The organism is Bacillus sp. NPDC077027, assembly GCF_050269555.1.
In the GTDB taxonomy this organism is placed as follows: domain Bacteria; phylum Bacillota; class Bacilli; order Bacillales; family Bacillaceae; genus Bacillus.
On the sequence record NZ_JBNNIO010000004.1, the window covers coordinates 63330 to 85428 of the forward strand.

21 protein-coding genes are annotated in these 22099 nt (G+C 42.0%); 17 read left to right on the forward strand and 4 right to left on the reverse strand.

From position 1 onward, the window contains the following. Nucleotides 1-29 precede the first annotated feature (29 nt). The 9 genes from purC to purD all read left to right on the forward strand — a co-directional run bounded on the left by purC (nucleotide 30) and on the right by purD (nucleotide 9851). Nucleotides 30-743, forward strand: coding sequence for a phosphoribosylaminoimidazolesuccinocarboxamide synthase (gene purC / locus ACQKEZ_RS14915; protein WP_427302095.1), 714 nt, complete (start codon nucleotides 30-32; stop codon nucleotides 741-743). Between the two features lie 2 nt (nucleotides 744-745). Beyond that, the gene (gene purS / locus ACQKEZ_RS14920) at nucleotides 746-1000 is read left to right on the forward strand and encodes a phosphoribosylformylglycinamidine synthase subunit PurS (RefSeq protein WP_427302097.1); all 255 of its coding nucleotides are present in this window, start codon (nucleotides 746-748) and stop codon (nucleotides 998-1000) included. Beyond that, entirely contained in the window at nucleotides 997-1680 is a 684-nt protein-coding gene (gene purQ / locus ACQKEZ_RS14925; protein ID WP_427302099.1) for a phosphoribosylformylglycinamidine synthase subunit PurQ, read from the forward strand. The genes purS and purQ overlap by 4 nt, the downstream gene beginning before the upstream one ends. After that, entirely contained in the window at nucleotides 1664-3895 is a 2232-nt protein-coding gene (gene purL, locus ACQKEZ_RS14930) for a phosphoribosylformylglycinamidine synthase subunit PurL (protein ID WP_427302101.1), read from the forward strand. Before purQ ends, purL begins: the two co-directional genes overlap by 17 nt. Beyond that, nucleotides 3871-5301: an amidophosphoribosyltransferase gene (gene purF / locus ACQKEZ_RS14935; protein WP_427302103.1), complete on the forward strand. Its 1431-nt coding sequence runs from the start codon at nucleotides 3871-3873 to the stop codon at nucleotides 5299-5301. The genes purL and purF overlap by 25 nt, the downstream gene beginning before the upstream one ends. Nucleotides 5302-5397: 96 nt before the next feature. Beyond that, nucleotides 5398-6438: a phosphoribosylformylglycinamidine cyclo-ligase gene (gene purM, locus ACQKEZ_RS14940; protein WP_427302104.1), complete on the forward strand. Its 1041-nt coding sequence runs from the start codon at nucleotides 5398-5400 to the stop codon at nucleotides 6436-6438. Further along, nucleotides 6435-7004, forward strand: coding sequence for a phosphoribosylglycinamide formyltransferase (purN, locus tag ACQKEZ_RS14945; protein WP_427302106.1), 570 nt, complete (start codon nucleotides 6435-6437; stop codon nucleotides 7002-7004). The genes purM and purN overlap by 4 nt, the downstream gene beginning before the upstream one ends. Before the next feature lie 15 nt (nucleotides 7005-7019). Then, complete coding sequence (gene purH, locus ACQKEZ_RS14950; RefSeq protein ID WP_427302108.1) at nucleotides 7020-8561, forward strand: bifunctional phosphoribosylaminoimidazolecarboxamide formyltransferase/IMP cyclohydrolase; 1542 nt, start codon at nucleotides 7020-7022, stop codon at nucleotides 8559-8561. A 12-nt stretch (nucleotides 8562-8573) separates the two neighbouring features. Next, nucleotides 8574-9851 (forward strand): phosphoribosylamine--glycine ligase, encoded by a 1278-nt coding sequence (purD, locus tag ACQKEZ_RS14955; protein WP_427302110.1) that lies wholly within the window; start codon nucleotides 8574-8576, stop codon nucleotides 9849-9851. A 184-nt stretch (nucleotides 9852-10035) separates the two neighbouring features. Here the strand turns inward: purD and ACQKEZ_RS14960 are convergent, their stop codons facing one another. After that, complete coding sequence (locus ACQKEZ_RS14960) at nucleotides 10036-11118, reverse strand: serine hydrolase domain-containing protein (RefSeq protein WP_427302112.1); 1083 nt, start codon at nucleotides 11116-11118, stop codon at nucleotides 10036-10038. 14 nt (nucleotides 11119-11132) lie between these two features. Beyond that, nucleotides 11133-11717, reverse strand: coding sequence for a TetR/AcrR family transcriptional regulator (locus ACQKEZ_RS14965; protein WP_427302114.1), 585 nt, complete (start codon nucleotides 11715-11717; stop codon nucleotides 11133-11135). Nucleotides 11718-11891: 174 nt separating this feature from the next. On the opposite strand from ACQKEZ_RS14965, the gene ablB reads away from it, so the two are divergent. Further along, nucleotides 11892-12731, forward strand: a complete 840-nt coding sequence (ablB, locus tag ACQKEZ_RS14970; RefSeq protein WP_427302116.1) for a putative beta-lysine N-acetyltransferase — start codon at nucleotides 11892-11894, stop codon at nucleotides 12729-12731. A 3-nt stretch (nucleotides 12732-12734) separates the two neighbouring features. Here ablB and ACQKEZ_RS14975 read toward each other — a convergent pair whose 3' ends face one another. Continuing rightward, on the reverse strand, nucleotides 12735-14390 hold the full coding sequence (locus ACQKEZ_RS14975; RefSeq protein WP_427302118.1) for a PucR family transcriptional regulator: 1656 nt from the start codon (nucleotides 14388-14390) through the stop codon (nucleotides 12735-12737). A 190-nt stretch (nucleotides 14391-14580) separates the two neighbouring features. Here ACQKEZ_RS14975 and ACQKEZ_RS14980 point away from each other — a divergent pair, with 190 nt between their 5' ends. Genes ACQKEZ_RS14980 through ACQKEZ_RS14995 form a run of 4 tightly spaced genes read left to right on the forward strand, consistent with a single transcriptional unit; the run spans nucleotide 14581 to nucleotide 18572 of the window. Further along, a complete protein-coding gene (locus ACQKEZ_RS14980; RefSeq protein WP_427302120.1) occupies nucleotides 14581-15945 on the forward strand; it encodes an aspartate aminotransferase family protein in 1365 nt (454 codons plus the stop codon). 12 nt (nucleotides 15946-15957) lie between these two features. Then, complete coding sequence (locus ACQKEZ_RS14985) at nucleotides 15958-16644, forward strand: CoA transferase subunit A (RefSeq protein ID WP_427302408.1); 687 nt, start codon at nucleotides 15958-15960, stop codon at nucleotides 16642-16644. Beyond that, on the forward strand, nucleotides 16620-17285 hold the full coding sequence (locus tag ACQKEZ_RS14990; RefSeq protein WP_427302122.1) for a 3-oxoacid CoA-transferase subunit B: 666 nt from the start codon (nucleotides 16620-16622) through the stop codon (nucleotides 17283-17285). Before ACQKEZ_RS14985 ends, ACQKEZ_RS14990 begins: the two co-directional genes overlap by 25 nt. Before the next feature lie 15 nt (nucleotides 17286-17300). Continuing rightward, the gene (locus tag ACQKEZ_RS14995; protein ID WP_427302124.1) at nucleotides 17301-18572 is read left to right on the forward strand and encodes a peptidase; all 1272 of its coding nucleotides are present in this window, start codon (nucleotides 17301-17303) and stop codon (nucleotides 18570-18572) included. Between the two features lie 77 nt (nucleotides 18573-18649). Here ACQKEZ_RS14995 and ACQKEZ_RS15000 read toward each other — a convergent pair whose 3' ends face one another. Then, a complete protein-coding gene (locus ACQKEZ_RS15000; protein ID WP_427302125.1) occupies nucleotides 18650-18877 on the reverse strand; it encodes a YgaP family membrane protein in 228 nt (75 codons plus the stop codon). A gap of 121 nt (nucleotides 18878-18998) precedes the next feature. On the opposite strand from ACQKEZ_RS15000, the gene ACQKEZ_RS15005 reads away from it, so the two are divergent. The 3 genes from ACQKEZ_RS15005 (at nucleotide 18999) to ACQKEZ_RS15015 (ending at nucleotide 22040) form a co-directional block, all read left to right on the forward strand. Further along, nucleotides 18999-20741, forward strand: coding sequence for an adenine deaminase C-terminal domain-containing protein (locus ACQKEZ_RS15005; protein WP_427302127.1), 1743 nt, complete (start codon nucleotides 18999-19001; stop codon nucleotides 20739-20741). A 589-nt stretch (nucleotides 20742-21330) separates the two neighbouring features. Next, complete coding sequence (locus ACQKEZ_RS15010; RefSeq protein WP_427302129.1) at nucleotides 21331-21645, forward strand: YerC/YecD family TrpR-related protein; 315 nt, start codon at nucleotides 21331-21333, stop codon at nucleotides 21643-21645. A gap of 158 nt (nucleotides 21646-21803) precedes the next feature. Beyond that, nucleotides 21804-22040 (forward strand): hypothetical protein, encoded by a 237-nt coding sequence (locus ACQKEZ_RS15015; protein ID WP_427302131.1) that lies wholly within the window; start codon nucleotides 21804-21806, stop codon nucleotides 22038-22040. The last annotated feature ends 59 nt before the right edge of the window (nucleotides 22041-22099 follow it).

The following is a 22099-nucleotide window of genomic DNA, read 5'->3' on the forward strand; positions in this document are numbered from 1 at the left end:
CCAACATTCAAATTAGGAGGCCTATCTTCATGACAGCGAAACAAGAACTTCTCTATGAAGGCAAAGCGAAAAAAATTTATCAGACTGAGGACGAACATATTTTATATGTGGAATACAAGGACTCTGCGACAGCATTTAATGGTGAAAAGAAAGCTGAGATTGAGGGAAAAGGTAGACTTAACAACGAAATTTCAAGCCTCATTTTTCAAATGCTCCACGAAAAGGGTGTACGCAACCATTTTGTGAAACGCATCTCTGAAACAGAGCAGCTCATTCAAAAAGTGCAAATCGTTCCACTAGAAGTCGTCGTGCGAAATGTTGTCGCAGGCAGCATGTCAAAGCGTCTTGGCATTCCAGAAGGCACGAAGCTTGAATCGCCACTCGTCGAATTTTATTACAAGGATGATGCGCTCGGTGATCCACTCATTACCGAAGATCACATTCAGATATTAAAGGCAGCTACGAGAGAGCAAGTTGAAGAAATCAAAGTGATTACACGACAAGTGAACGAAGAGCTAAAGCAAATCTTTTCAGACTGTCATGTAAATTTAATAGATTTTAAGCTTGAATTCGGCTTAGATCATGAAAATCGTATTTTACTAGCAGATGAGATTTCACCTGATACGTGCAGGCTATGGGACAAAGAAACAAATGAAAAGCTTGATAAAGACGTGTTCAGACGAAACTTGGGCGGCTTAACGAATGCATACGAAGAAATTTTCAAAAGACTTGGAGGCAAATAAACATGTATAAAGTGAAGATTTTTGTCAGCTTAAAAGAGAGCGTTCTTGATCCACAAGGAAGTGCCGTTCAGCACGCCTTGCACAGCATGTCTTATCAAGAAGTGAAAGATGTCCGTATCGGGAAATATATGGAGCTTGTCATTGAAAAATCAGAGCGTGACTTAGACACAGTTATCAAAGAAATGTGTGAAAAGTTGCTTTCCAATACAGTCATTGAAGATTATCGATACGAAGTTGAGGAGGTTGTCGCACAGTGAAGTTTGCAGTAATCGTTTTGCCTGGATCTAACTGTGATATTGACATGTACCATGCGATTCAAGATGAGCTAGGTGAACAAGTTGAATATGTATGGCACGACGAAACAAGCCTTGACGGATTTGACGGAGTATTAGTACCGGGCGGCTTCTCCTACGGCGATTATTTAAGATGTGGTGCGATTGCCCGTTTCTCAAACATCATGCCCGCTGTGAAAAAGGCAGCAGAAGAAGGCAAACCTGTACTTGGAGTATGTAACGGGTTCCAAATTCTTCAGGAGCTCGGCGTTCTTCCTGGCGCGATGAGACGCAATAAAGATTTGAAGTTTATCTGTCGCCCAGTTGAACTCATTGTAGAAAACAACGAAACACAATTTACGAGCGGTTACGATAAAGGTGAATCGATTACGATTCCTGTCGCACATGGAGAAGGTAACTTCTACTGTGATGAAGAGACATTAGCGAAGCTGATTGAGCGCAACCAAATTGCCTTCACTTACGGGAATGATATTAACGGTAGTGTCAATCGAATTGCTGGGGTAACGAACGAACAGGGCAATGTACTCGGCATGATGCCACATCCTGAGCGCGCGGTTGATTCATTACTAGGCAGCGCAGACGGACTTAAATTGTTTCAATCTATCGTGAAAAATTGGAGGGACACTCATGTCACTACTGCTTGAACCAAGTCACAAGCAAATTAAAGAAGAGAAATTGTATCAGCAAATGGGATTGAGTGATGAAGAATTCGCTTTAATCGAGTCAATTATCGGCAGACTGCCAAACTACACGGAAATAGGCATTTTTTCTGTCATGTGGTCTGAGCATTGTAGCTATAAAAACTCTAAGCCGGTCCTAAGCAAATTCCCGACTAAAGGAGAACATGTTCTTCAAGGTCCTGGAGAAGGAGCTGGAATTGTTGATATTGGAGACAATCAGGCGGTTGTATTTAAGATCGAATCACACAACCATCCATCTGCGATTGAACCATACCAAGGAGCAGCAACAGGTGTTGGCGGGATCATTCGTGATGTGTTCTCAATGGGAGCTCGTCCGATCGCTGTCTTAAACTCTCTTCGTTTTGGTGAACTGACTTCACCACGAGTGAAGTACTTGTTTGAAGAAGTAGTGGCTGGGATTGCAGGCTATGGAAACTGTATTGGGATTCCAACAGTCGGCGGAGAAGTACACTTTGATCATAGCTATGAAGGCAACCCGCTTGTCAATGCGATGTGTGTCGGCTTGATCAACCATGAAGACATTAAGAAAGGCCTAGCAAAAGGTGTAGGCAATACAGTCATGTACGTAGGGGCAAAAACAGGTCGTGACGGTATTCATGGTGCTACATTCGCTTCAGAAGAATTTTCTGATGAATCTGAAGAAAAGCGTTCAGCAGTGCAAGTTGGAGATCCATTCATGGAAAAGTTATTGCTTGAAGCGTGTCTTGAAGTGATTAAAAATGATGCCCTTGTCGGAATTCAAGATATGGGTGCTGCTGGTTTAACAAGCTCAAGTGCAGAAATGGCAAGTAAAGCAGGTTCAGGTATTGAGATGAATCTTGATCTGATTCCTCAACGCGAAACAGGCATGACAGCATATGAAATGATGCTTTCTGAATCACAAGAGAGAATGCTACTTGTCATTGAAAAAGGCCGTGAGCAAGAAATCATTGATATCTTTGAAAAATATGATCTTGAAGCAGTCTCTGTAGGTCACGTAACAGATGATAAAATGCTGCGTCTAACACATCAAGGCGAAGTTGTTTGTGAACTTCCAGTAGATGCGCTTGCAGAGGAAGCACCGGTTTACCACAAGCCATCAGCTGAGCCAGCATACTATCGTGAATTCCTTGAAATGAAGGTAGACGCACCTGAAATGACGGATGTAGCAGCAACACTCAAGCAGCTTCTCAAACAGCCGACCATTGCGAGCAAGGAATGGGTCTATGATCAATACGACTACATGGTTCGGACAAATACAGTCGTTGCACCAGGATCAGATGCAGGTGTACTCAGAATCAGAGGCACAAAAAAGGCACTTGCGATGACAACAGATTGTAATGCACGCTATCTTTACCTCGACCCAGAAGTGGGCGGTAAAATTGCTGTAGCAGAAGCAGCACGAAACATCGTTTGCTCTGGTGCTCGTCCACTCGCAGTAACAGATAACTTAAACTTCGGTAACCCAGAAAAACCAGAAATCTTCTGGCAAATTGAAAAGTCTGCTGATGGAATTAGCGAAGCATGTCGTAAGTTAAGCACACCAGTTATTGGCGGAAACGTGTCTTTATACAATGAATCAAATGGAACAGCGATTTATCCAACACCAGTCATTGGGATGGTTGGACTCATTGAAGATACAGATCATATTACGACACAGTCCTTCAAGCAAGCAGGTGATATCATTTTCGTCATCGGTGAGACGAAAGAAGAATATGCAGGAAGCGAACTTCAAAAAATGACAGAAGGCCGTATTTACGGAAAAGCACCTGCAATTGATCTAGATGTTGAGCTTGCTCGTCAAGAAGCATTACTAGCTGCAATTCATAGTGGATTTGTTCAATCCGCACATGACGTATCAGAAGGCGGTCTTGGGGTTGCGCTTGCAGAAAGTACATTTGGTACAAACGGTCTTGGCGCTCATGTACAGGTAGACTTTAGCGAAGCGGCTGCATTATTCAGTGAGACTCAATCGCGCTTTGTGATCACAGTAAAACCAGAACATCGCACGGCATTTGCTGAAACTGTAAAAGATGCGAAAGAAGTCGGCGAAGTCACAAATAACGGTACATTAACTGTTAAAGGACATGACGGACAACAATGGATTCATGCGTCAGTTGAAGAGCTTGAAAGCGCATGGAAAGGAGCGATCCCATGCTTGCTGAAATCAGAGGCTTAAACGAAGAATGTGGTGTCTTTGGAATTTGGGGGCATGACGAATCGCCTCAAATCACCTATTACGGTCTGCATAGCCTTCAGCATCGTGGTCAAGAAGGGGCGGGAATCATCGCAACCGATGGTGACAAGCTCACTGCTCACAAAGGCCTTGGTCTCATTACCGAAGTATTTCAAAACGGTCAGCTCAAGCATTTGAAGGGAAGAGGCGCAATCGGGCATGTACGTTATGCAACTGCAGGTGGTGGCGGCTTTGAAAATGTTCAGCCTCTTTTATTCCGTTCTCAAAACAATGGAAGCCTAGCACTTGCCCATAATGGAAACTTGGTGAATGCCTCACAGCTGAAACAGCAGCTTGAGAACCAAGGAAGTATTTTTCAAACAACCTCTGATACTGAGGTGCTCGCGCACTTAATTAAGCGTAGTGGTCATCTTGAATTAAAGGATCAGATCAAAAATGCGCTTTCTATGCTAAAAGGTGCTTATGCCTTCTTAATCATGACTGAGACTGAAATGATCGTTGCGCTTGATCCAAATGGACTGAGACCTTTATCGCTTGGCATGCTAGGAGATGCATATGTGGTGGCTTCAGAAACCTGTGCATTTGATGTTGTCGGTGCTTCTTATTTAAGAGATGTTGAACCAGGCGAGATGCTCATTATCAATGACGAAGGCTTAAAGTCTGAACGTTTCTCTTTAAACATTAACCGCAGTATGTGCAGCATGGAGTATATTTATTTCTCAAGACCAGACAGCAATATTAATGGGATCAATGTTCATAGCGCTAGAAAGAATCTCGGCAAGAAGCTAGCAGAGGAAGCGCATGTAGAAGCAGATGTTGTCACTGGTGTACCTGATTCAAGTATTTCTGCTGCCATCGGCTATGCAGAAGCAACGGGAATACCGTATGAACTTGGATTAATTAAAAACCGTTATGTCGGTCGTACATTCATTCAGCCGTCCCAGTCCTTACGTGAACAAGGTGTTCGCATGAAGCTATCTGCTGTTCGTGGTGTGGTCGAAGGCAAACGTGTAGTGATGGTTGATGACTCGATTGTACGTGGTACAACGAGCAGGCGGATTGTGACGATGCTCAGAGAAGCAGGTGCGACAGAAGTACATGTACGCATTAGTTCACCGCCAATTGCGCATCCGTGTTTTTATGGAATTGATACATCCACACATGAAGAACTCATTGCCTCCTCTCATTCGGTAGAAGAGATTAGACAAGAAATTGGTGCAGATACGATCGCATTTTTATCTGTAGACGGTTTAATGGATGGTATCGGTAGAAAGTATGACGACCCGCAGCGTGGTCAATGCCTTGCATGCTTTACTGGAAAATACCCGACAGAGATATATGATGATACTGTACTCCCTCATGTGAAGGAAACAGTGCTGACGAAATAATAGAATACAGGAGCAGCAGTCAACATGCATTGATATGCTGCTCTTTCATTCTGCCAAAAATAGGACGAAGAGAAGCGGATAAAAGGAGTGAATGGGATGTCAGAAGCATACAGAAACGCAGGAGTCGACATCGAAGCAGGCTATGAAGCGGTAAAACGCATGAAAAAACACGTAGCGCGTACAAAACGAGCAGGTGTAATGGGTGCACTTGGCGGCTTTGGCGGTATGTTTGATTTATCAGAATTACCTTATCAAAAGCCTGTTCTAGTCTCTGGAACAGACGGAGTCGGAACGAAATTGAAGCTGGCATTTATGATGGATAAGCATGATACGATCGGCGTAGACGCAGTTGCAATGTGTGTCAATGATGTCCTTGCACAAGGTGCAGAGCCATTATTTTTCTTAGATTACCTAGCAGTTGGAAAAGCAAACCCAGTGAAAATCGAAGCCATTGTCAAAGGTGTTGCAGACGGTTGTGAGCAATCAGGCTCTGCACTTGTTGGCGGAGAGACAGCTGAGATGCCAGGTCTTTATACAGAAGATGAATACGATATTGCTGGTTTTTCCGTTGGTGTTGTGGAAAAAGACGAAATCGTAACAGGTAACAGCATCAAAGAAGGTCATTTGCTGATCGGCTTAAGCTCTAGCGGTATTCACAGCAATGGCTACTCACTCGTTCGTAAAGTATTGCTTGAAGATGCGGGTCTTGACTTGCATCAAACGTATGAGCCATTTGCTCGACCACTAGGGGAAGAATTGCTTGAACCAACTAAAATCTATGTGAAGCCTGTTCTTAAACAAGTGAAAGCAGGTAAAGTCGACGGCATGGCACATGTGACAGGCGGCGGCTTTATTGAGAATCTCCCTCGTATGCTTCCTGAAGGTCTTGGGGTTGAGATTGACAATGGCTCTTGGCCAGTTCCGCAAATCTTCTCTTTCATTCAAGAAAAAGGCGAGTTGAAAGCAGAAGAGATGTTCAATGTATTTAACATGGGGATTGGTTTTGTTCTTGCTGTCAAAGAAGAACATTTACATGATGTGATCAAAGGTCTTGAAGGAGACGGTGAGAAAGCATACTTAATTGGACGTGTTCAAAAAGGAGAAGGTGTCACTTTCGGTGGTGGTAACCTCTCATGAAGAAATTTGCTATCTTCGCATCTGGGAGCGGAACAAATTTTCAAGCCATTGTGGATAGTTTGAAACAAGAGAAATGGCAGGCGCAGGTTGCACTCGTAATTTGTGATAAACCAGGTGCGAAAGTGCTTGAACGAGCAGAGAAGGAAGGGATTCCTTCCTTTGCCTTTGAACCGAAATCATTTGAACATAAAGCAGCCTTTGAAAAAATGATCATCGAACAACTAAAGCTACATGAGGTCGAGTGGATCTTTCTCGCAGGCTATATGAGGCTGATTGGGCCAACATTACTTGAAGCGTACCGTGGGAAGATTGTGAATATCCATCCTTCATTATTGCCTGCATTTCCTGGGCTAGATGCCATCGGACAAGCCTACAAAGCGGGTGTAAAGGTGGCTGGCATTACCGTTCATTTTGTTGACGAAGGAATGGATACAGGACCTATTATTGATCAAGCAGCGATTCATATTGAACAAGGGGAAGACCTTGAAGCCATTGAACAAAGAATGCATGAACTTGAACATACACTATATCCAAAAGTGATCAAATCACTTTTAGAATTATCTTAATGAGGTGACGAAGGCATGACGATCAAACGCGCACTAATCAGTGTTTCCGATAAAACGAATATTGTACCTTTTGTGAAAGAACTAACAGAACTTGGCGTGGAAGTGATCTCAACGGGAGGTACACACAAACTCCTTCAAGAAAACGGCATTGATGTTATTGGTATTTCTGAAGTGACTGGATTCCCAGAAATCATGGATGGACGACTCAAAACACTTCATCCAAACATTCACGGTGGACTATTAGCTGTTAGAGGAAATGACAAGCATATGGCACAAATTGAAGAACACGGCATTCAGCCAATTGATCTTGTCGTTGTCAACTTATACCCATTTAAAGAAACGATTTCTAAAGAAGATGTCACATATGAAGAAGCAATTGAGAACATTGATATTGGCGGACCAGGCATGCTACGAGCGGCCTCTAAAAACCATCAAGATGTCACAGTGATCGTGGATCCAAGTGACTATGACACAGTCATCCAACAATTAAAAGAAGGCAGCGGCGTTTCATTAGAGAAAAAACGTGAGCTTGCGGCGAAGGTATTTCGCCATACGGCTGCGTACGACGCGCTGATCGCTGACTACTTAACAACCTTTGTTGGCGAAAGTGAGCCAGAGCAATTCACTGTAACATTTGAGAAAAAACAATCCCTTCGTTATGGTGAAAACCCTCATCAGGCGGCAACCTTCTATCAAAACGCATTGCCAAGTAAAGGATCTTTAGCAACTGCGAAACAATTGCATGGGAAAGAGCTTTCGTATAACAATATCAAAGATGCAGATGCGGCGTTGCAAATTGTGCGTGAGTTCTCAGAGCCTGCTGCTGTAGCAGTCAAGCATATGAACCCATGCGGGGTTGGAACAGGAGAGACGATTGCAGAAGCATTTGATCGTGCGTTTAAAGCAGATGAAACATCTATTTTTGGCGGAATTGTTGCACTGAATAGAGAAGTCGATAAGCAGACAGCTGAAGTCCTGCACACCATCTTCTTAGAAATTGTGATCGCACCATCCTTTAGTCAAGAAGCGCTTGATATTTTAACAACGAAAAAGAACATCCGTCTGTTAACACTAGATGTACAAGTAGATGTAAACAAAAAAGACAAGCAATTAACAAGCGTACATGGCGGATTGCTCATTCAAGATATTGATACGTATGGTTTAGAAGAAGCAGACATTTCGATTCCGACAAAAAGAGAGCCGTCTGAACAAGAATGGAAGGATTTGAAGCTTGCTTGGAAAGTCGTAAAGCATGTGAAATCCAATGCAATCGTTCTTACAAAAGACAACATGACAGCAGGTATTGGTGCGGGTCAAATGAACCGTGTTGGCTCAGCGAAAATTGCTATCGAACAAGCGGGTGAAAAGGCAAAAGGAAGTGCACTCGGTTCAGATGCATTCTTCCCAATGGCTGATACAGTGGAAGCTGCTGCAAAAGCAGGTGTGACAGCGATCATTCAACCAGGTGGTTCTATTCGTGATGAGGAATCTATTCAAAAAGCAGATGAATACGGTATCGCCATGGTCTTCACTGGCGTTAGACATTTCAAACATTAAGGGGATGACAGTGTGAACGTATTAATTATCGGCAGAGGCGGAAGAGAGCATACCATTGCATGGAAAGTGAAGCAAAGTACACTTGTCGAGCAAGTATTTGTCGCACCCGGCAATGACGGAATGACAGATTCTGCTACGCTTGTGCCAATTGATGAAGGCAATCACGGGGAACTCGTCAGTTTTGCAAAAGAGAACAAGGTGGAACTCACCATTATTGGTCCTGAGGTACCACTCATTGCAGGGATTGTGGATGCATTTGAAAAAGAAGGTATGCGTGTGTTTGGGCCAAATGCGAATGCCGCTATCATCGAAGGCTCAAAAGAATTTGCAAAAGACTTAATGAAAAAGTACCACATCCCAACAGCTGAATATGCAACTTTCACCTCGTTTAATGAAGCGAAGGCGTATGTAGAAGAAAAAGGAGCACCCATTGTCATCAAAGCAGACGGTCTTGCCGCTGGTAAAGGGGTAACGGTTGCGATGACGTTAGAAGAAGCCATAGACTGCCTACATGACTTTTTAGAAGATGCGAAGTTCGGAGAGGCTAGTGCATCTGTTGTTATCGAAGAGTTTTTAACAGGTGAAGAATTTTCATTAATGGCGTTCGTAAGTGGTGACAAAGTGTATCCAATGGTCATTGCGCAAGACCATAAGCGTGCGTTTGACGATGACAAAGGGCCGAATACTGGTGGAATGGGTGCATACTCCCCAGTGCCACAAATTTCTGAAGAGACAGTTGAAAAGGCTGTACAAGACATTCTGAAACCGACAGCTCGTGCGATGGTTCAAGAGGATCGCTCATTTACAGGGATCTTATATGCAGGATTAATACTTACAACGCAAGGCGCGAAAGTCATTGAATTTAATGCACGCTTCGGTGATCCAGAAACACAGGTCGTCCTTCCTCGCTTGGAATCAGACCTTGTGAAGGTGCTAGTTGATTTACTTGCTGGCAAAGAGATTGAACTAAAGTGGACAAATACGGCGGCTGTTAGTGTTGTTCTGGCATCAGAAGGTTATCCTGAAAGCTATGCAAAAGGCACGCCTATCGGTCAGCTTCATACAACGGTTCCACAAGTGGTGACATTCCATGCAGGGACAAAGAGAGAAAACGATCAATTTGTCACAAATGGCGGACGTGTCGCCAACGTTACCGCATTTGATGACACGTTCGAAGCGGCAAGAACGAGAGTGTATCAAGCCGTGGAGGAAATTGTTCAACCTGGTCTTTTCTATCGACGTGATATTGGCGCGCGTGCATTAAAAGCAGCAGGAAAAGTTAGTGAATAAACCGTGCTTGATTGGTAGTTGAAATTTCTTTAATAGAGTGGAGAAAATAAAAAACACCTTTAGGTTGTCATTTGGATCGTTGTTATCTAAATCAACTTGGAGGTGTTTTTTTCAATTTTGGGAGGTACATGAATCTCTCTTTCCATAAGAAGTGTAGACTATTCACACGTTACGGTCTGATGCCTTATTTTCTTTGGGCTCTTTGAAGTTTATCCAAAATTTGAAGCATTAATCTAATCCCCTTTGGACCATATCCAAAATGATTTAAGGACCCTATGATATACGCATCTGTCACAGGATGATAAAACATGAACGAACCGGTAGAACCAGCATTCCCCCAAGAGTTAAATTTTGCTGGCATTAAGACAGGAACCGTTTTAATATTCATCATTCCATATCCATAATCAATCCCTAAAGTGAACCTACCTGTATCGCTTTTCATTCGTTCAATGGTCTCTTTCTTTAAAAGTTGATGATGCACGAGTGCCTTTAGGAACTTTAACAAGTCACCTGTAGTGGAGACTATACCACCTCCAGCAAACACAATACTCATACTCTGATGATTCGTAATCTCAGTATCCCGAGCATACAATTTGGCTACATCAAATGGACTTTTTTCTAATGGTTCCGTACGATTGAAGTGTGAATGTTTCATCCCTAAAGGTTCGAAAATATTTTTTTTGAGCAGTTCATGATAAGGAAAACCAGTGATTTTTTCAATCATTAATCCTAATAGATGATATCCCGTATCGGAATAATGGAACCCCTTTTCGGGAGGGAAATGTGTTTTCATATTCTCCTTGGCCCAATGGATCACTTCTAGTGGGGTCCATGTTCTATTTGGCTCATCTAATATAAGTTCTATCATGGACTTTCCCTTTAATGGTTTATCCTCTAAGAAATCATGTAAACCCGAAGTGTTATTTAATAAATGTTTGATTTTAATTTCGTTTGTATAGTCTTTTTCTTTGTAGATATGCAGATTTGTCAAAATATCTGCATGTAAGTAACGTGAGATATTGTCATCGTATGAACAGACCCCCTGCTCAATTAATTGTCCAAAAAGAACAGCGGTAAACAGTTTACTAACACTTGCGATATAATAAGGTTGTTGGGCAGATATAGCTTCTTTTCCAGTAGCCAGCTTGATGTCAAAATCATGTTTGGCTGAATGCACAAGTAAGTAAGCATTATGAATGTTCGAGTCCTTTTTCACTTTCTTTTTGAAAAATTGTTCAATATCCCTTTGTGCTTTTATCTTATCCATTCCACTACCTCCCTCTATTTCTTTTCGTTTTCTCGTAAAAGTGCAGCAGTGATCACATCTTTACCTGTGTTTTCAAGCAGTTGAATCATTGCTTCTTCATCAAAGTTCTCTGGAAGCATGTCATTCATATCCATGACGGAGAGTCCTAATTGAAAAACTTGCATTTTAAACAAAATCCCTTGTAATTCTTCGTCAGATAAATTGTTTAAAGAGGATGAATGTTTCATTTTTTCAAGTAAATGAATGCTTAAAGGTTGAATGCGGTCTAAATAACGATTGCTGTTCAGAATGAGATCTTTAAACAAGACACTATACTCTCTAGCAAATTTAAGATTCGCAATCCCAATATTTAAGAATGGATCAGAACTGTAGGGTGTCGTAAGCATTTGCTGTGCGATATCTTGAATTTTTGCTAGGATCACGTGTTTTAACTCATCTACATCTGTAAAATTCAAATAGATAGGGGCGATAGAGCTTCCTAATTTATCTGCGACCTTTCGAACAGAAATACGATCAATCCCTTCTGTCTTCGCTATATCAAAGGCGGCTTCAATAATAGCTTCCTTTGTAAATTTTGTTTTTGGTGGTATAAAAATCACTCCATTATTTTAATAAATAACAACTGTTATATATCATACATTATATTATACTTTTTTGTAAATGATGTCATATCTGCCAAATAACTAGATGAATTTTATTCCAGCAACCATATTCTCTATCATGATAATTGGGATATATTGATTGTAGAACAAAAGATTAGGAGGAATGAAAGGATGGCACAAATACAAAAGTATGCTACGAACCAATTTACTGCAACGTTTCTCATTGACCCTTTCAACAAACGCATTCGTTTAGACGACTATAGTGGTAATGTACGTGAAGTCATTGTGGCACTACTACAGGAGGCAAAGAACAGTGACGCTTCTAAAATCATTGTGAAGGCGAGAAGTGAGCATTGGCTCCTTTTTTTAGAGAAAGGCTTCCGACTTGAAGGGGTATTTTCCCATTATTTTCGTGGAAGTGATGCGTTTGGGATGTCGCTCTTTTTAACAGAGAAACGAATGACTAGTCCTTTTTGGCTAAAGGAAGATGAGATGATCGCATCCATTCAAGAAAAACCAATCAAACGTGAATCAGAAAAATGGCATGATGATTATGTGATGAGGAGAGCGGATACAAGTGATGCTCGAATGCTTGCTCAGCTCTATGATACGGTGTTTGAAACGTATCCAACTCCAATGAATGATGCCGCTTACATACGAAAGGTTATGGAGGAAGGAACCATTTTTTACGTGGTTGAGCATAATGGTCACATTGTGAGTGCGGCGTCTGCTGAGATCAATGAAACGTATGAAAATGCTGAATTGACGGATTGTGCAACCCTTCCAACCTATCGGAAACTAGGATTCATGCATCATTTGATTCTTGCATTGGAGAAAGAGCTTCAATCCATGCATATCTATGTCTTTTACTCACTTGCACGTGCACTGTCATATGGCATGAATCAAGTGTTTTATCAGCTAGGCTACACGTATACAGGGCGTTTTCAAAACAATTGTTATATTTTTGATAAGATCGAAGACATGAATATATGGGTGAAAACGCCAAATTAAACCTTAAATCGTCCTCATCTGATCAAGCAGTCCAGACAAGCGATATGCCATGATGCTTAGTTGGAGCTTCATTCGATCATCGGTTGATTTGAGACTGCAACCTGTTTTTGTTTCAATTTGTTTGAGGCGATAGCTTAATGTATGTCGATGAATAAATAATTCACCCGCAGACTTTTGAATATTTTCATTATGTGCTAAATACACTTCGAGTGTATGAATGAGATCCGCACCTTGTTTTTTTGTATAGAGCAAGGGACTAAGTAGCTCAACGTAAAAATCGTGTAAATTCATACCAGCTTCATTCATTTCAAGTAGCATTCCATATAAGCCCAAATGCTGATAGTGAATGATAGAGTCGTCTGTTTTTAGTAGTGGGAGAAGCCTTGCTGCATACTGGGCTTCCTTTGCGCTTTTAGCAAATAGACTCATATGGTCATAGGCTTTCCCTATTCCAATGACAATGGGATGGATGGGGAAAAAGTACGACCACATCTTCCGACACTCCTCTGCCGCGTCATACCACTCTGTCTCTTGAACCGCCTTTTGACCTGCATGAGTTAACACAAAAATGGAATCAAGCCTTGCTTTGAGTAAAAATGGAATCTGTCTTCGTTCGTAAATAGAGGACAATAGTTGAGACAGTCGTTGAACCATGTGGTGATCAAGCTGTGTGTGCTGATGCTGGAATTGAAAGTAAATCACCACTTGTTCACCTTTCATTTCATAGTGAAGCTTTGTTGCCTGTTCCATGACATAGCTTTCTTCTGTGTATTGCTGTTGTAAAATATCATCCAATAAATGACCTTGCATTTGATTTTGTGTATCCTGTACGGCTTTTTGCTTTAACCATTCAATGGCATAAACGGCACCGGCATGCTCAATGGCAATCGCATCAAGGCTAAGCCATTCCTTCTTTTTTTTCAAAGATACAATAAAACCGAACACATCTCCCATTGCTAGCACAGGGCATGCGGCCAACACATATTCCCCACAATGTTCATATACAAGGAGCCCTTTTTCCTCGGCTCGTTTGAGTAATGAATTCATGTGAATGGTTTCTTTGTCTGTGATGAAGCCTTCTGCTGGAGAGTAGGTGACTTCATTTTTGTTCAAATGTGCCGCGGTTTGATTCAAAAAAACATCCAATACTACAATATTCGCAGACGTTAACTGTGCCAGTTCGTCTGTAATTTGTTTCACATTTTTGTTACTCACATTTAAATGTGTGAGCCGTCGATGAATAGCAGCGGAGTATTTCAACTGGTGCAGTTGACTATTGACGATCTGCTCCAAGATGGCTTTTGTAAGATCTGAGAAGTTTAAATGGGCAGGAATTTCGATGAGTGGGGTGCCGCTCTCGTTTGCTACTGTAATGAGTGCGTCTGGAATGTGCTTCAAATAAAAGTCTTTATAAATGGCAACAGCGGACAGGCGACATGATCTTATTAAGTGCGCGAACTGTTCAAGTTTTTGTTTGTTTTCTGCTAATCCAAAGCCCGTCGTCACAAGCAATTCACCTTCAGACAATCTTGAAGTATCTTCAATGATTTCTACGATGGTTACCCACTGAATTTCTCGATGTAAACCACTTTGACCGGCAATGAGTGTTGTTTCCTTCATGATATCGAGCGAGAGAGCATCTTTGACAAGAATCGCCATGTGTTTTTCCTCCTTTTTGAACGGACTTATACATGATGTATAAAAAACTCCTTTGAATTTCGGGCGTATGGCGAATGGAGGATGGCTGCCCTCTTGATTAAACTATTCATATAACAAGTATACAAAATTTTCTTTCGATTCATGTGAAAAGTTGACAGCCCGCCGCGTAAAGAAAAGGAGGAATGACAGAATGGACAACCGAGATTATTTAATCAAGCCGATGTTGCATAAAAAATACCCTATTGCCGTGAAAGGAGAGGGGATTTACTTATATGATTTGGACGGAAAAAAATATATAGACGGTTCATCAGGTGCGGTGACAGCAAGTATTGGGCATGGGCTGTCCGAAGTGATTGAGGCAATGACAGAGCAAGCGAGAAAGGTGAGCTTCACCTATCGCTCTCAATTTACAAATGAACCAGCAGAAGAGCTTGCTTATGAGCTGAGCACCCTTTGTCCTGGTGAAATCAATTGGTCATTTTTTGTTGGAAGTGGCTCAGAAGCAACCGAAACGGCGATGAAAATTGCCATACAGCATTGGCAGGAGCAAGGAAAAAGCGAAAAGAATCATATCATATCGAGATGGATGAGCTATCATGGCATCACTCTTGGCGCTCTTTCGATGTCGGGACATTTGGTAAGGAGAGAACGCTTTGAAGCGTTGTTAGAAAATAATCCAGCACTTTCTGCACCATATGCTTATCGATCATTGCTTCCTAAAGAGGAAGATAAAGCGGTCGAATGGTATGTCAGTGAATTTAAAACAGAGATTCAGCGGATCGGGAAAGAACGAATTGCTGCCTTTATTGCAGAGCCAATTGTTGGCGCGTCAGGAGCTGCACTTGTACCGCCAGATGGATATTTTGAAGCGATGAAGGAAGTGTGTAAGCAGCACGAGATTTTATTTATCGCGGATGAAGTGATGACAGGATTTGGACGAACGGGGAAGATGTTCGCAATGGAGCATTGGGGAGTGGAGCCAGATATAATGGTGCTCGGAAAAGGGATGAGCGCTGGTTATACACCGATTGCGGCAGCAGCTATTGCTGATCATGTGATTACGCCTATTTTACAAGGATCAGGTGTCGTCATGGCTGGACACACGTACAGTGCCAACCCGCTTTCTGCCGCTGTGTCTCTTGCCGTTATCCGATATATCAAAAAACATCAGCTTGCCGATCGTGCTGCGATGTCAGGTCGCTATTTAATGAAAGCACTTGAAAATATACAAACGAACAGTTTAATGATCGGTGATGTGAGGGGGAGAGGCTTATTAATCGGGGTTGAATTTGTCGCAGATCGTTTTACAAAAACACCATTCCCAGAGCATGCTGGTATTACGGAATTAGTGGTTGACACTGCTAAACAAAATGGATTGCTTGTCTATCCGGCAAATGCTGGCGAGCAAGGCGTGGGAGGAGCTGCGATTATTATCGCCCCACCGCTTTCAATCACTCAGAACGAAATTGATGAACTAATTGATGTATTCCAAGTAACGATGAATCAAGTGGAGCAGGAAGTGATGAAGCGAGGGCTTTTTCCATCTGCAATGTAAGGAGGAATGATGATGAAGAAAACCTCTACATTAGATGAAGTGATGACAGTCTTTCAGGACGGGATGTCTCTCATGTTTGGCGGGTTTGGAGGTGTCGGGACACCGCCCACTTTAATTGAAGCCATACTTGACGCAAATATCCACGACTTAGTCTTAATTGGAAATGATGCCGGCTTCCCACATATTGGTGTAGGGAGACTGATTTCAGAGAACAGGGTGAAGAAAATAATAGCTTCTCACATCGGCTCAAATCCTGTCGCAGGTAAAAAGATGCAGGAAGGTACTCTTGAGGTTATGTTTTATCCACAAGGTATCTTAGCAGAAAAAATAAGAGCAGGCGGGATGGGGCTTGCAGCCATTGTCACTGACATAGGAATGGATAGCACGCGACTTGAAGATAAACAATTGGTGCAGTTAAGGGGAAAAGATTATATTCTTGAACCTGCGTTAACCGCTGATCTAGCGATTGTGAGTGCACTCAAAGCCGATGAAGCCGGCAATCTCATTTTTGATAAAAGCGCTCGAAATACAAACCCAATAGTTGCGATGGCAGGCGATTTGACCATTGCAGAAGCTGAAGAGATTGTGCCAATCGGTGGTCTTCATCCTGAAGAGATTGTCACACCGGGTGTATTTGTGGATAAAGTCGTGCAATCAAAAGGAGTGAACTGGACATGGGCATGGGAGAAGTCGATGTAAGACATCGCATTGCGAAAAGAGCCGCGCAGGAGATTCAAGATGGGATGATTGTCAATTTAGGTATTGGCATCCCTACACTTGCGGCGGAGTATATTCCAGAACACCTCAATGTGTGGCTTCATGCAGAAAATGGCATCATGGGGGCAGGATCTTCCCCGCAGATTGGTGAAGAAGATCCTCATTTATGTAATGCTGGAGGTTTTCCGATTACCTTGAATAAAGGTGGTTCTTATATGGATAGTACAACGGCATTTGGTATTATTCGTAAAGGTTTGCTGGATATGACGATTTTAGGCGCACTTGAAGTAAGCAGTCAGGGTGATTTAGCCAATTGGATTGTTCCAGGAAAAAGAGTGCCAGGTATGGGCGGGGCGATCGAATTAGCTCAAAAAGCGAAGAAGGTCATTGTTGTCATGAGCCATCTCGATAAATACGGTCAATCTAAGGTGAAATCCACATGTACCCTTCCATTGACTGCTAAAGCATGTGTCAATCTCATCATTACAGATATGGCGGTAATAGAAGTCGAGTCAAATATTCTTACTTTGCGAGAAGTGATGCCACCATTTCAACCAGAAGACGTGATCCGATCAACTGAAGCACCCCTTATCGTATCCCCTGATGTGAAATTGGTTGTCTGAGAAAGGATGAAAACGATGGAAGAAATCAGTCGAATCAGGCAGTGGATAAGGGAGCATCGAGAAGATGCTGTTTGGCTACTGCAAAAGCTCGTTCAGTGCGACAGTGTTCAAGGGAGTGAGAAAAAGGTTCAGCATATTGTCGCTGAAAAGTTGAAATCAATCGGTTTTGAAACAGAAATGTGGGAGCCAGATGGCGAGGAGCTAATCAAGCATCCGTTCTTTTATTCTCCCAGGCAATCATTTGAAGGAAGCCCCAATGTAGCAGGAAGACGAAGAGGCAAAGGGAAAGGTAAATCTATTCTGTTAAATGGCCATGTGGATGTCGTGCCTGAGGGAGATCATAAGCAATGGACATATCCGCCATACAGTGGTCATATAGTAAACGGGAGACTTTATGGTCGTGGGGCAACCGATATGAAGGGTGGTAATGTCTCCTTACTGCTTGCGCTTGAAGCCTTTCACGCACTTGATATTACACTAAAAGGTGATGTCATATTTCATAGTGTGGTCGAAGAGGAGAGCGGAGGAGCAGGGACACTATCAGCCATTTTAAAAGGGTATACAGCAGATGCAGCCATCATTCCAGAGCCAAGTCATATGAAGATTTTTCCGATTCAGCAAGGCTCAAAATGGTTTAGGCTTCATGTAAAAGGGCGAGCGGCGCATGGTGGAACAAGATATCATGGGGTATCAGCCATTGAAAAAAGCCATGTTGTGTTATCACATGTTGCAGAACTTGAAGCATTAAGAAACGAACGAATCACAGAACCACTTTTCAAGGATATTCCGATCCCAGTACCAATTAATATAGGAAAAATAGAAGGAGGCGACTGGCCATCCTCGGTGGCAGATCTTGTGTTGTTAGAAGGTAGACTAGGGATTATGCCAGGGGAAACGGTTCAACAGGCAGAAGAGGAATTTGAAAAATATATAGCGACGCTTGATCAAAAAGATGATTGGTTTAAAAAGCACCAAGTAGAGGTCGAGTGGTTTGGCGCACGATGGCTACCGAGTTCGATTGAAACGAATCACCCGCTTGTAGAACTACTCATGGAACAGTATGCAGAAGTGGCGGGTCAACCGCCAAAAATTGAGGCGGCACCTTGGGGAACCGATGGAGGACTACTCTCACATGTCGCAAATATCCCAGTCATTGTGTTTGGACCTGGTACAACAGAACTTGCTCACTACCCAAATGAATCTATTGACCTTCAACATGTGATGGAAGCAGCAGAAATGATTGCTGGAACGATTGTGAAATGGTGTGAAATTGCGGAGGGAGAGTAAGTATATATTTTCTGATTCACGAAATAAAGTCGATAACATCAACCCTTTGATGTTATCGACGCTGAGAGGCTGTTGGACTATTCAGCCTTTTCTTTATGTGTTTGGCTGTCTTGATTTTCGCACATAAAGGTCACTGGACAAAAACGAAGTATACCAGAAGCTGTCTTTAAGCCGCCGATAAAGATGCTAAGGAGAAGCATTTTGCACCAAGGTTTTCTTGTGAAGGCTGAACCAGCCACTGTTAGTATCGTGAGACCACACGCAATTCTGATGACAGCTTCCATTAATCCAAGGTTAGGTTTCATGAGTTTATCTCCTTTTTTAATTTTTTAAAACGTGATTTCAAGAAATTGTAACGTTTCATTAATGCGTAACTTGATTCGGTATGTTACGATAGTGCTAATACAAATGAAGGAGAGTATGTGAATGTCCGAACGTACTTTTAATTGGAGAAACAATGACATCCGCACACAAATCGATGTAGTCGACTCAAAATTAGTTCCAACACTCCTTTTAATGAATGGACTAGTGCTAAACCCATTTCTCAAGCAATGGGTGAAGGCGAATATTTGGATACATGATGATCGAATTGTTTATGTCGGAGCAGAGTTTCCTCAAAATAAATCAGCAAAACGTGTAATTGATTGTGAAGGAAAATACATTGTACCAGGGTATATTGAACCTCATGCACACCCTTTTCATATTTATAATCCCCAATCTCTTGCAGAATATGTGTCTCAATTTGGCACAACAACGATGGTTAGTGATAACTTATTTCTTCTCTTGCAGAGCAATGAAAAGAAAGCGCTTTCCACTTTGTGCGAATTAAAAAAACAGCCATTCCACTATTTTTGGTGGTCCAGATATGATCTTCAAACAGAAGTGAGATATGAAGATGAAATGCTACCCATTAATTATCGAAAAGAATGGATTGATCATCCCGATGTTCTTCAGGGTGGTGAATTGACAAGCTGGCCAAGGTTGATGGACGGCGATGATCTCATTTTATATTGCATGCAGGAAACAAAAAAGCAGCGTAAACGAATTGAAGGCCATTTCCCTGGCGCTTCTGAGAAAACGCTAACAAAAATGAAACTCTTTGGAGCAGACAGTGATCATGAAGCCATGAATGCAGACGATGTGTTAAAGCGTCTATCATTAGGCTACTATGTGTCATTACGTCATTCTTCCATTCGACCGGATTTAGCACAAATCCTAAAAGAGCTTCACGAACGTGATTTTAGACAATATGATCATTTCTTCTATACAACAGATGGCGCTGCCCCGCATTTTTATAAAGATGGAATGATTAATCGACTGATCTCTATCGCTCTTGAAGAAGGGGTGCCTGTCATTGATGCTTACAACATGGCGACCTTTAATATTGCAAAATACTATCAAATCGATGATCTGTTAGGGGTTGTTGGACCTGGTAGATTGGCCACCTTAAATATTTTAAATGATCCAATGGATCCAAATCCTGAGACTGTTCTATCGAAAGGGAAGTTGCTGAAGCTAGATGGTGAGAATCAGCATCAATTCCAGCAAACAAAATGGGAAAATGGCGGTCTTGTTCCACTAGATCTTTGCTATGATTTAACAATGAGTGACTTGCAATTTTCAATGCCGCTCGGTGTGAAAATGAGAAACTCCGTCATCATGGAGCCGTATACTGTGGAAATTGACAACTCTGTTAATCAGCTCACATGTGATCATGATGAGAGCTTTTTTAGCCTGATTGACCGCAAAGGAGAATGGCGAGTTAACACGATGCTTAAAGGGTTTGCTAGTAAGGTACAAGGCTTTGTCAGTTCATTTTCGACAACAGGTGATATTTTAGTCATTGGAAAAAACAAAGAAGATATGATGCTCGCGCACAAGCGAATGAAGGAAATAGGTGGTGGGATTGTCCTAACGGAGAATGGCAAAGTTCTTCATGAAATCCCGTTACAGTTATCAGGCTGTGCATCTGCCGAACCATTTGACACCGTCCTTGAACAAGAGATGAAGCTACGTGAGCTTCTCATTGAACGAGGGTATCCATTTGATGATCCGATTGATACATTGCTCTTTTTCCAAAGCACGCATCTACCGTACATTCGAGTGACACCAAGAGGAATATTTGATGTCATGAAAAAAACTGTACTCTTTCCGTCTATAATGCGTTAAAATATAACAGAGTAGAGCTGTATCATGAAATGCGTTTTTTCTTCTACCTGTTACAGGACAGTATTTGAAAAGACGTCCAATGCTCCTCTCTTATTGTAAGGCAAAATTTTTTGCCTTGCATGAGTCAGGCTGTTTAGCCGGAAAAGCCAAAAGAAAAGGGTTTGACAGTCCATTTTGTTGACGACCGAAGTGCCCTAATGGAAACATATGAAAAACAATCGGTTGACGCTGGCCGATCATGTCAATTTGACATATAAAGCAAGGAGCCTAGCGAGGCAGAGATTTGTCTCGCTAAGTTCTCACTCATACTATAATCTACAATAAGGGCAGATCAGGAAAAGGCTGAGCAGATTCATATTGCAATGAAGCAAGTTTGTCAGATTTTCATACAAGAAATAGGACAAAACTTGTTGAAACTGTTTACGATAAAGATACTTCGGCAGACGAAAGAAACCTGACCGCGTTTCAGCGTTAGAACAAAAACATGAGTCGAGAGCCGGCTCGCAGCCTCGGAAATAGACAGGCATCATGCCAACTTTCGGATTGAATTGAAGCGGCGTGCCAATAGTAAAGGAGAAGATGTATAAAGATGCAAATTGATAAATTAAGGGGCAAAAGCTTAGATCAGTTATTTAACTCCATTTTATCCCTTAAAGACCTAGAAGAATGCTATCGATTCTTTGATGATTTGTGCACAATCAACGAAATCCAATCTTTATCACAGCGTCTTGAAGTAGCACGAATGCTTCGTGAGGGAAATACGTATCATAAAATTGAGACGGAGACAGGTGCAAGCACCGCAACGATCTCACGTGTCAAACGATGCTTGAACTACGGAAACGATGCTTATATTATGACGCTTGACCGCGTAGCGGAACAACAATCAAAAGAAGAAACAAAATAGCGGCTATTAAGACTGTAGACAAATGCTCCTTTGAGAGAGCTTAGTTTACAGTCTTTTTAATTTAATGGGAAAGAACGAAGCCCATTGAACACATCAAACGTTTAGATTTTGATCTGCAGGGTAAGATACAACCAAGAACAAAAGGGGAGGGAACACACATGAATGTACGTCCAGTGAATGCTTATGTTCTTGCAGGGATCGGAATTGGAAGTGCTGTATATTTGGCATTAAAAAACAAACAACATCTAAAAAGATGGGCGGGCATGCTTCAGTCAAATAAGAAAGTGCCAGAGAAAGCCGGAAACCCTGATCCTTTGGATATTCCAGATAATAAAATGGTCGATGAAGGGGCTTTGACATCGATTCATTATTTTAATGAAAATAGACAATCATGATAAACACGCCGTTTTGACATTGGTCAAAGCGGTTTTTTTAATGTCTCCTGAATGACAGT